A 9,858-nucleotide genomic window follows, 5' to 3' on the forward strand; every position below is an offset into this window, starting at 1 on the left:
GGGTGGTGCTGTGGGGCAAACGACCAGTCACCTTACCCGCGCCGAGAACGGCCGACAAGGTGCTGGAGGCGAAAACAGCATTGTCGCTCAGCGTTCGGGGTCAGGCGCGGGCGGGGGCGTTTGGGTGGGTGGACTGGCTTTGTAGTTGGCAGTCAGCGCGCCATACAGAGGCGGGCTGAGCAGGCGGGCCACGCCACTGGCCGTCAGGGCGCAAGCCATCAGGCTGAGCACCATGCTGTGCCCATCCACCATTTCCATGACGATGATGAATGCCGTGATCGGAGCCTGCGTGACGGCGGCCAGGAACCCGGCCATGCCCAGGGCGATCAAGGCCGCTTGCGAGGGGTGGCCGGTCAGGTTGGCGATGTCGCTGCCAATGCCCGCGCCGATCGTCAAGCAGGGCGCAAATATGCCGCCCGGTACGCCACTCCAGGTGGACAGCCACGTGGCCAGGAAGCGCAGCGCGACATACAGCCCGGGCGTGGTGTCCTTGCCTTCCAGCAGTTGTTTGGTGGTGTCGTAGCCGCTGCCAAAGGTGAGTCCGCCGGTGGCCACGCCAATCGCGGCCACGGCAAAGCCACATCCTGCCGCGAACCGCAAGGGGTACTCCCGGCGCCAAAGGCTGAAACGGCCCGCGTTGCCGCTGAAGGACTGAATCACCAGCCGCGAAAATAAGCCCCCCAGCAGGCCCGCCGACAGGGCGACCAGCAAGCCGGGCAACAGCAGGGCCCAGCTCAGCGCCTGCACCTTGATCACGCCAAAGTAGGTGCCGTTGCCATCGATGGACACGGCGATCAAGCCCGCCAGCACGATGGCGGCGACCAACAAGCCGCTGCGGCGTTGCTCGGGGTGGCGAGACAGCTCCTCGATGGCAAACATCACTCCCCCCAGCGGGGTGTTGAAAGCGGCGGCGATCCCGGCGGCGCCACCCGCCACCAGCAGCTCGTGGTTCTTCACGCCCGAACCATCCGGCAGCCAGCGGCGGGCATGGTGCATCACGCCCGCTGCCACCTGGACCGACGGCCCCTCGCGCCCGGTGGACAGCCCAGCCATCAAACCCGCCGAGGTCAAGCCAATCTTGCCCAGCGCCAGCCTCAGGGACACCAGTTGGCTGCGCTGTGCTGGTGGGGTGTCGGGGTCCAGCGCCGCCATCACTTGCGGAATGCCGGAGCCGGCCGCCCCTGGGAACCACCGACGTGTGCACCAGACCACGGCGACGGTGCACAGTGGGGTCCACAGCAAAGGTGCCCAGAACCACTGTTGCTGCACCTTGAAGAACACCTCCAGGGCATGCTCGCTCAAACGGGTCATGAGCACCACGCTCAGGCCTGCGAGGGCGGCAAAACTCAGCACGACCACGCGCGACACCCAACGGCGCCAGTCTGACAATTCGGCCCTCAGTGCATCGGGGATGGGGTGGTCTTCTGTGGCCATGATGGGGACTTGCATTGAGCGCAGGGTAAGAGGGTGGTCATGGACATTTCGCGATGTCGACCAGGGCTGTCGCCACGATTTGCAGGGTGCTTGGGTTCATGACCACATCCTATCAATGGCCCTTGCATCGGTTATCGTTCGCCCCGGCTTCTCTTCGACCACGTCATTGGCTTGTCTGACCCCCACATGCTCGTTCATCCGCACATTGACCCCATCGCCCTCGCACTGGGGCCTTTGAAAATCCACTGGTACGGCCTGACCTACCTGGCGGCCTTCACCTTGTTCTACCTGCTGGCCACCTGGCGGGCCAAGCGCGCGCCGTTTGCGCAGGCCGGCTGGAACCGCCAGCAGGTGGAAGATCTGCTGTTTTTTGGTGTGCTGGGTGTGGTGCTGGGCGGGCGGTTGGGCTATGTGTTTTTCTACAAGCCCGGTTACTACCTGAGTCACCCGGCCGAGATCCTGGCCGTCTGGCAAGGCGGCATGGCCTTCCATGGCGGCCTGCTCGGTGTGATTGCGGCGATGTGGCTGTATGCCAAGCGGAATGGTCGGGCCTTCTTCGAAGTGGCCGACCTGGTGGCGCCTTGCGTGCCGGTGGGTCTCGCCGCCGGCCGCATCGGCAACTTCATCAATGGCGAGTTGTGGGGCCGTTTCGCCGATCCCTCGCTGCCTTGGGCCATGATTTTTCCGGACTCGGGCAGCATGGAGCCCCGGCATCCGTCGCAGCTTTACCAGTTCGGTCTGGAAGGGCTGGCCCTGTTTGCCCTGCTTTGGTTCTATGGCCGCAAACCTCGCCAACTCGGTGCTGTTTCGGGCATGTTCCTGATGGGCTATGGCGTGTTCCGCTTCGTGGCCGAATACTTCCGTGAGCCCGACAACTTCCTGGGTTTGCTGGCACTGAACATGAGCATGGGTCAGTGGCTGTGCGTGCCCATGGTCGTGGCAGGCGCCCTGATCTGGGTCGCGGCCAAAAAAGACGCCTTCCGACCCAAAGATCGGAAGGCGTGAAGAGGCCGGTAGGTTTTCGCGGACCCACGGACCCCCGCTGAGGAAGACCACCTGGCTCTGGCGAATCAGGCGATCACAAATCCTGTACGCAAGGGCCATGCCAGATTCAGGCGGCTTTCCGGTCGGCCACGCCGTGGCGGGTGTACAGAAAGTCCAGCACTTCCTTGCGACAGTGCACGTAGGTCGGGTCTTCGGCCAGTTGCACGCGGTTGCGCGGGTGGGCCAGAGGCACGGTCAGGATCTCGCCGATGGTGGCGGCCGGGCCGTTGGTCATCATCACGATGCGGTCCGACAGCAGCACGGCCTCGTCCACATCGTGGGTCACCATCACCACGGTGCTCTTGGTGCGGGCCACGATCTTCAGCAACTCGTCTTGCAGGTGGGCGCGGGTCAGGGCATCCAGCGCGCCAAAGGGCTCGTCCATCAACAAAACCTTGGGTTCCATGGCCAGTGCACGGGCAATGCCCACACGTTGCTTCATGCCACCCGAGATCTCTTGCGGGCGCTTGGCAATGGCGTGGCCCATCCCCACCAGCTCCAGTGCATCGATCGTGCGCTTTTTGAGCTGGTCCTTGGTCTCCTTGGCACCAAACACACGCTCCACCGCCAGGTAGACGTTCTGAAAGCAGGTCAGCCAGGGCAGCAGCGAATGGTTCTGGAACACCACGCCACGTTCCGGCCCGGGTGCATTGATCTCCTTGTTGTCGCAGACCAAGGCGCCTTCGGTGGGCCGGATCAGCCCGGCGATCAGGTTCAGCAAGGTGGACTTGCCGCAGCCCGAGTGACCGATCAGGGTCACGAATTCGCCTTTGTCGATGCCCAGGTTGATGTCGCGCAAGGCGTGGAAATGCCCTTTTTTGGTGTGGAACACCATTTCGGCGCCGTGGATGTCGATGAATTGACTCATGTTGGGGCTCCTGAAGGGGGTCGGGTTATTCGTAGCTGAAGCGCTTGGCGACCAGCATCAGCAGCTGTTCAAGCAGCAAGCCAACGATGCCGATGACGAAGATCGCGATGATGATGTGGGCCACGTTGAGGTTGTTCCACTCGTCCCAGACCCAGAAGCCGATGCCCACGCCGCCGGTCAGCATTTCAGCGGCCACGATCACCAACCAGGCCGTGCCCACCGACAGGCGCACGCCGGTCAGCATGTACGGCAGCACCGAGGGGAACAGGATCTTGGTGACGATCTTCCACTCGCTCAGGTTCAGCACCTTGGCCACGTTCAGGTAGTCCTCGGGCACACGTTGCACGCCCACAGCGGTGTTGATGATCATGGGCCAGATAGAGCAGATGAAGATGGTCCAGATGGCGGCCGGGTCGGCCGACTTGAACACCATCAGACCAATCGGCAGCCAAGCCAGAGGCGACACCGGGCGCAGCAGGCTGATGATCGGGTTCAGCATGTTGCTGACGAAGGTGAAGCGCCCGATGATGAAGCCCATCGGGATGCCGACCAGCGCCGCCAGGCCAAAGCCCAGCGCTACCCGTTTCAGCGAGTACCAGATGTTCCAGCCCAGGCCCTGGTCATTGGGGCCGTTTTGGTAGAAAGGGTCCGAGAACAGCTTCACGGCCTCCGTCCACGTGGCCGCGGGCGTCGGGAAGGTGGTGCTGTTCATGGTCAGCAAAGCCCAGATGCCGATCAGCAGGCCCGCACCGAACAGGGGCGGCACCACCTTCATCAGCAACCCTGACCAGTCAAAGGGCAGGGCAGCGATATTGGCGGGAGCCTTCGGTGTGGCCGCTGGTGTGGACCCTGAAGAAGCGGCGGCTGCCTTCGAAGCCTTGAGGGCCTCGCTGGCATCGAGGGGACTGTGAAACACGGCACTGACCATGGTGGACTCCTTTGCTGACCTGACTTAGGCTTTGATCTTGAAACTGTCGGCGTACTTCGCAGGATTCGTACCGTCCCACACGGTGCCATCGATCAGCTTGCTGGTGCGCATGACGTCCTTGGGCACGCTCATCTTCAAACCGCTCGCTGCCTGCTTGTACAAGTCGATCTGGTTGATCTGCTTGGCCACGGCCAGGTAGTCGGGGTGGTCCTTGAGCAAGCCCCAACGCTTGTGCTGCGTCAGGAACCACATGCCATCGCTCAGGTACGGGAAGTTGACCTTCCCGTCGTTGAAGAACTTCATGTGGTTGGGGTCGTCCCAGGTCTTGCCCAGGCCGTTCTGGTAGCGGCCCAGGATGCGCTGGTTGATCGCATCGGCGCTGGTGTTCACATACGACTTGGCGGCGATTGTGTCGGCCATCTTCAGCTTGTTCTGCAGGCCGGCGTCGATCCACTGGCTGGCTTCCAGGATGGCCATCATCACGGCGCGGGCGGTGTTGGGGTATTTCTTGACGAAGTCGCCCGTGGTGCCCAGCACCTTCTCGGGGTGGTCCTTCCAGATGTCCTGCGTGGTGACGGCGGTGATGCCGATGCCGTCCATGATGGCGCGGTGGCCCCAGGGCTCGCCCACGCAGTAGCCGTCCATGTTGCCCACGCGCATGTTCGCCACCATTTGCGGAGGCGGCACCGTGATGACCTTGGCGTCCTTCATCGGGTTGATGCCATACGTGGCCAACCAGTAGTACAGCCACATGGCGTGCGTGCCCGTGGGGAAGGTCTGCGCGAAGGTGTACTCGCGCTTGTCTTTTTGCATGACTTTCGCCAGCGAAGCGCCGTCCACTGCGCCAGCGTCGGCCAGCTTCTTGGACAGCGTGATGGCTTGGCCATTGTTGTTGAGCGTCATCAACACGGCCATGTCTTTCTTGGGGCCACCCACGCCCAGGTGCACGCCGTAGATCAAGCCATACAGCGCATGCGCCATGTGCAGGTCACCGTTTACCAGCTTGTCGCGCACGCCGGCCCACGATGCTTCCTTGCTGGGGATGATCTTGACGCCGTACTTCTTGTCGAAGCCCAGCACCGAAGCCATCACCACGGAGGCGCAGTCGGTCAGGGGAATGAAGCCGATCTTGACTTCTTCCAGCTCAGGCTTGTCGGAGCCTGCGGCCCACACGGCTGATTGCAGGCCGGGCACCACGCCCACAGCGCTGGCGGCCGCGGCGGTTTTGAGGATGGAGCGACGGGACATTTTGAAATCCTGTGTGGACATGGTCACTTCAACTTTCTTGGCTATCAACAAACAAAAAAGGCGCCTGCCGATGAGCCCTGCGGTGAACGCGGGAACTCTTCGGTAGACGCCTTTGTCGGGTGTCTTGAACAGCCCTTCATTGGGTGTTCAAGTGGGGGTGGCGAAATCGCCGTTGATTTCGCTTGCAGGTGATGAATGCAAGCGCTGTGCCAGGTTTTTTTTGAGGTTCTTGCCCCGATGCGGGGCGGCTTGGCGCTGAACTGGTGCGCGCCTGTTTGAGCGGGTGCTCAGCCGAGCATGTCGGTCACGTCCAGCAGGCGTTGCGCCACTTCGGCCAATTTCAGGCCCTTGTCCATGGCCGCCTTGCGCAGCCTTGTGTAGGCTTCTTGTTCGCTCAGGCCATGCTGGTTCATCAGCACGCTTTTGGCGCGGTCGACCACCTTGCGGTCTTCCAGTTGGCCGCGCACATCGGCCAGTTCACGCCTCAGGCTTTCTTCGTGCTCGAAGCGGGCCATGGCCACATCGATCACCGGCTTGATGCTGTCGGCCGGCAGGCCCGCCACCACATAAGCCGACACGCCGGCCGCGATGGCGGCACGTACATGGGTCGTGTCTTCATCATCTGAAAAAAGCACGATGGGGCGGCGCTCGCCGCGCGTGGCCATCACCACGTGCTCCAGGATGTCGCGTCCTTGGCTTTCGGCATCGACCACGATCATGTCCGGCTGAATCTGGGCAATGCGCTCGGGCAAGAAAACATCGGCAGGCAATGTGGCCACGATGTTGAAGCCTGACTCGAGCAAGGCAATGCGCAGCATCCGCGAACGCTCGGCCTCGGCCCGCACCGATTCATCGGCCTCCGGGTCGGCGGTGAGGTTCTCTGGCGCCACGATCACGAGGCGCATGCTGCGGGCTTCATTCATGTCCGCGATCATGCAACAAACGCGCCGCCCGTCGGCGGGCTTGTGGCCGACCCGTGGCAAATGTCCGCAGCGATTTGGCCATTCGGGGGGCGCCTAAACTATCGGGATGTCTGAACGCCCCCTTTGTATCCTTGGCATCGAGTCTTCCTGCGACGAAACCGGCGTGGCGCTGGTGAGCGCCCCGGCGCAAGGTCCGGTGCAATTGCTGTCGCATGCCCTGCACAGCCAGATCGACATGCACCAAGCCTACGGCGGCGTGGTGCCCGAGCTGGCCTCGCGTGATCACATCCGCCGCGTGGTGCCCTTGGTGCGCCAGGTGATGCTTGAGGGCGATCGCACGCTGGCCGATGTGGATGTGGTGGCTTACACGCGTGGGCCTGGTCTGGCGGGCGCGTTGCTGGTGGGCGCGGGTGTGGCGTGCGCCTTGGCCACGGCACTGGACAAGCCCATGATCGGCGTTCACCACCTGGAAGGGCACTTGTTGTCACCTTTCCTGTCGGCCGATCCGCCAGAGTTCCCTTTCATCGCCTTGCTCGTGTCGGGTGGCCACACCCAGTTGATGCGCGTGGACGGGGTGGGGCGCTACGAATTGTTGGGCGAGACCTTGGACGACGCGGCGGGTGAAGCCTTCGATAAATCGGCCAAGCTCATGGGCCTGCCTTACCCGGGTGGCCCGCATTTGTCCAAGCTGGCCGAGTTGGGCAATCCCAAGGCGTTTGAACTGCCCAGGCCCATGCTGCACAGCGGCAACCTGGATTTTTCGTTCGCGGGCCTGAAAACCTCGGTACGCACGCAGTTGCAAAAACTGAATCTGCTGGACGACGAGATCGCCCTGGCGAAGGCCTTGGCCGATGTTCCCGCCGGGCCGCTGGCCGATTTGGCCGCCTCCACGCAGGCTGCCATCGTGGAAGTGCTGGTCAAGAAATCCCTGGCCGCCCTGAAAACCACCGGTTTGAAGCGCATCGTGGTGGCCGGTGGGGTCGGCGCCAACCGCCTGCTGCGCGAGCAATTGAACCAGGCGGGCGCCCGGCGCGGGGTTCGGGTTCACTACCCGGAAATGCATTTGTGCACCGACAATGGCGCCATGATCGCCTTGGCCGGCGCCATGCGCCTGCAGGCCGGGGCGGCTGTTTTGCGCCGCGATGCGGTGTTCGATGTTCAGCCACGCTGGGATCTTTCAAAGATCTGACACCCCTGCCAAAAATCGATATAATCGTGGGCTTGCCATTTTTTGGCGGGCATCTATAGCACGGCCTGGGTCGGTTTCACCTGGCGCCGCAAGTGTTCAATTCGAAACCGAAAGAAAATCACCATGACCATTACTCTCGAAAGCAGAGCAGAAGTCGTCAAGTCCAACGCACGCAGCGTGGGCGACACCGGATCTCCGGAAGTGCAAGTGGGCCTGCTCACCGCACGCATCAACGACCTGACCCCCCATTTCAAGACCCACAAGAAAGACCACCACGGTCGCCGCGGCCTGCTGCGCATGGTGAGTCGCCGCCGCAAGCTGTTGGACTACCTCAAGGCCAAGGATGCTGACCGTTACCTCGCCCTGATCCAGAAGCTGGGTCTGCGCAAGTAAGTTTGCCAATAAGATCGGCACCATGACAAGAAGCCTGTCTGGTTTTTTCCAGCACAGGCTTTTTGTTTTTTAAAACCAGGCACTCGACCAGCGACGCTCTGTCATTCCATGAGGGCTCCAGCAGCACCAGCAGCACCAGCTGCCCTGATGGAATGGCATCGCGCCAGAGTGATTTGGGCCCTCGGCGCCAGTGGCGCCGCATAAGAAAAACGCACCCCATGTGGGGTGCCACTCAACCGGAGAACCATCCCATGAGCATGTTCAACAAAGTCACCAAGACCTTCCAATGGGGCAACCACAGCGTCACGCTCGAGACCGGCGAAATCGCCCGTCAAGCCAGCGGTGCTGTGCTCGCCGACGTTGAGGGCACCGTGGTGCTGGCCACCGTCGTGGCCGCCAAGAACCCCAAGCCCGGCCAGGATTTCTTTCCCCTGACCGTCGACTACATCGAGAAAACATACGCCGCCGGCAAGATCCCTGGCAGCTTTTTCAAGCGTGAAGCCAAGCCCAGCGAGTTAGAGACGCTCACCTCGCGCCTGATCGATCGTCCGCTGCGCCCCCTGTTCCCCGAAGGCTTCTACAACGAAGTCCAGATTGTCATCCACGTCGTTTCGCTGAACCCCAACGTCTCGGCCGACATCGTCGCCCTGATCGCGTCCAGCGCCGCCCTGGCCATCTCCGGCATCCCCTTCAATGGCCCCATCGGTGCGGCCCGCGTCGGCTATGTCAATGGCGAATACGTGCTGAACCCCGGCCCGTCCGAGCTGGCCAATTCCAAGATGGACCTGATCGTGGCGGGCACCGACGCCGCCGTGCTGATGGTCGAGTCCGAAGCTGATCAGTTGACCGAAGAAGTCATGCTGGGCGGCATCGTCTACGGCCACGAGCAAGGCCGCGTGGCCATCAACGCCATCCACGACCTGGTGCGTGACGCCGGCAAGCCCGTCTGGGATTGGGCCGCGCCCGCCAAGGACGACAACTTCATCGCCAAAATCGATGGTCTCGCTGGCGAGAAGCTGCGCGCCGCGTATCAAATCCGCTCCAAGCAAGCCCGCACGCAAGCCACACGCGCTGCCTACGCTGATGTCAAGGCCGCACTGACGGCCGAAGGCGTCGCGTTCGACGGCGTCAAGGTCGACAGCATGCTGTTCGACATCGAAGCCAAGATCGTCCGCAGCCAGATCCTGGCTGGCGAGCCCCGCATCGACGGTCGCGACACCCGCACCGTGCGCCCCATCGAGATCCGCACGGGCGTGCTGCCCCGCGTTCACGGTTCAGCCCTGTTCACCCGTGGTGAAACCCAGGCCTTGGTGATCGCCACGCTGGGCACCGAGCAAGACGCTCAGCGCATCGACGCGCTGGCTGGCGACTTCCGCGACACCTTCCTGTTCCACTACAACATGCCGCCCTTCGCCACGGGCGAAACGGGCCGCGTGGGCACGCCCAAGCGCCGCGAAATCGGCCACGGCCGCCTGGCCAAGCGCGCCCTGGTGCCGGTCTTGCCCCCGAAGGACGAGTTCGGCTACACCGTGCGCGTCGTCTCCGAAATCACCGAGTCCAATGGCTCCTCGTCGATGGCGTCGGTCTGCGGCGGCTGCCTGGCCATGATGGACGCTGGCGTCCCCATGAAGGCACACGTGGCAGGCATCGCCATGGGCCTGATCAAGGAAGACAACCGCTTCGCCGTGTTGACCGACATCCTGGGCGATGAAGATCACCTGGGTGACATGGACTTCAAGGTCGCCGGCACCACCGGTGGCGTGACCGCCCTGCAGATGGACATCAAGATCCAGGGCATCACCAAGGAAATCATGCAAGTGGCGCTGGCGCA

The 9,858-nt window shown here is 62.8% G+C and carries 9 protein-coding genes; 4 read left to right on the forward strand and 5 right to left on the reverse strand.

The genetic code is table 11. From position 1 onward, the window contains the following. Positions 1-87: 87 nt before the first annotated feature. Positions 88-1,434, reverse strand: a complete 1,347-nt coding sequence (locus PSV38_RS15840) for a chloride channel protein (protein WP_300549047.1) — start codon at positions 1,432-1,434, stop codon at positions 88-90. A 186-nt stretch (positions 1,435-1,620) separates the two neighbouring features. On the opposite strand from PSV38_RS15840, the gene lgt reads away from it, so the two are divergent. After that, a complete protein-coding gene (gene lgt, locus PSV38_RS15845; RefSeq protein WP_300549049.1) occupies positions 1,621-2,439 on the forward strand; it encodes a prolipoprotein diacylglyceryl transferase in 819 nt (272 codons plus the stop codon). 106 nt (positions 2,440-2,545) lie between these two features. Here lgt and PSV38_RS15850 read toward each other — a convergent pair whose 3' ends face one another. From PSV38_RS15850 to PSV38_RS15865, 4 genes are all read right to left on the reverse strand, one after another. Beyond that, a complete protein-coding gene (locus PSV38_RS15850; protein ID WP_300549052.1) occupies positions 2,546-3,346 on the reverse strand; it encodes an ABC transporter ATP-binding protein in 801 nt (266 codons plus the stop codon). Between the two features lie 25 nt (positions 3,347-3,371). After that, complete coding sequence (gene ntrB / locus PSV38_RS15855) at positions 3,372-4,274, reverse strand: nitrate ABC transporter permease (protein WP_300549054.1); 903 nt, start codon at positions 4,272-4,274, stop codon at positions 3,372-3,374. Between the two features lie 24 nt (positions 4,275-4,298). Next, a complete protein-coding gene (locus tag PSV38_RS15860; RefSeq protein WP_300549056.1) occupies positions 4,299-5,522 on the reverse strand; it encodes a CmpA/NrtA family ABC transporter substrate-binding protein in 1,224 nt (407 codons plus the stop codon). 287 nt (positions 5,523-5,809) lie between these two features. Continuing rightward, positions 5,810-6,445, reverse strand: a complete 636-nt coding sequence (locus PSV38_RS15865; protein WP_300549057.1) for an ANTAR domain-containing protein — start codon at positions 6,443-6,445, stop codon at positions 5,810-5,812. Between the two features lie 106 nt (positions 6,446-6,551). On the opposite strand from PSV38_RS15865, the gene tsaD reads away from it, so the two are divergent. The 3 genes from tsaD to PSV38_RS15880 all read left to right on the forward strand — a co-directional run. Continuing rightward, a complete protein-coding gene (gene tsaD, locus PSV38_RS15870; RefSeq protein ID WP_300549059.1) occupies positions 6,552-7,634 on the forward strand; it encodes a tRNA (adenosine(37)-N6)-threonylcarbamoyltransferase complex transferase subunit TsaD in 1,083 nt (360 codons plus the stop codon). 123 nt (positions 7,635-7,757) lie between these two features. Further along, entirely contained in the window at positions 7,758-8,027 is a 270-nt protein-coding gene (gene rpsO, locus PSV38_RS15875) for a 30S ribosomal protein S15 (protein ID WP_300549061.1), read from the forward strand. Between the two features lie 251 nt (positions 8,028-8,278). Next, a partial coding sequence (locus PSV38_RS15880) for a polyribonucleotide nucleotidyltransferase (protein WP_300549063.1) occupies positions 8,279-9,858 on the forward strand: 1,580 nt, incomplete at its 3' end.

The sequence above is a fragment of the Aquabacterium sp. genome (assembly GCF_029946005.1).
Taxonomy (GTDB): Bacteria; Pseudomonadota; Gammaproteobacteria; order Burkholderiales; family Burkholderiaceae_C; genus Aquabacterium.

Coding starts and splice junctions, on each gene's coding strand:
- PSV38_RS15840 (WP_300549047.1), bottom strand. CDS start 1,434: ATGGCCACAGAAGACCACCCCATCCCCGATGCACTGAGGGCCGAATTG.
- lgt (WP_300549049.1), top strand. CDS start 1,621: ATGCTCGTTCATCCGCACATTGACCCCATCGCCCTCGCACTGGGGCCT.
- PSV38_RS15850 (WP_300549052.1), bottom strand. CDS start 3,346: ATGAGTCAATTCATCGACATCCACGGCGCCGAAATGGTGTTCCACACC.
- ntrB (WP_300549054.1), bottom strand. CDS start 4,274: ATGGTCAGTGCCGTGTTTCACAGTCCCCTCGATGCCAGCGAGGCCCTC.
- PSV38_RS15860 (WP_300549056.1), bottom strand. CDS start 5,522: ATGTCCCGTCGCTCCATCCTCAAAACCGCCGCGGCCGCCAGCGCTGTG.
- PSV38_RS15865 (WP_300549057.1), bottom strand. CDS start 6,445: ATGAATGAAGCCCGCAGCATGCGCCTCGTGATCGTGGCGCCAGAGAAC.
- tsaD (WP_300549059.1), top strand. CDS start 6,552: ATGTCTGAACGCCCCCTTTGTATCCTTGGCATCGAGTCTTCCTGCGAC.
- rpsO (WP_300549061.1), top strand. CDS start 7,758: ATGACCATTACTCTCGAAAGCAGAGCAGAAGTCGTCAAGTCCAACGCA.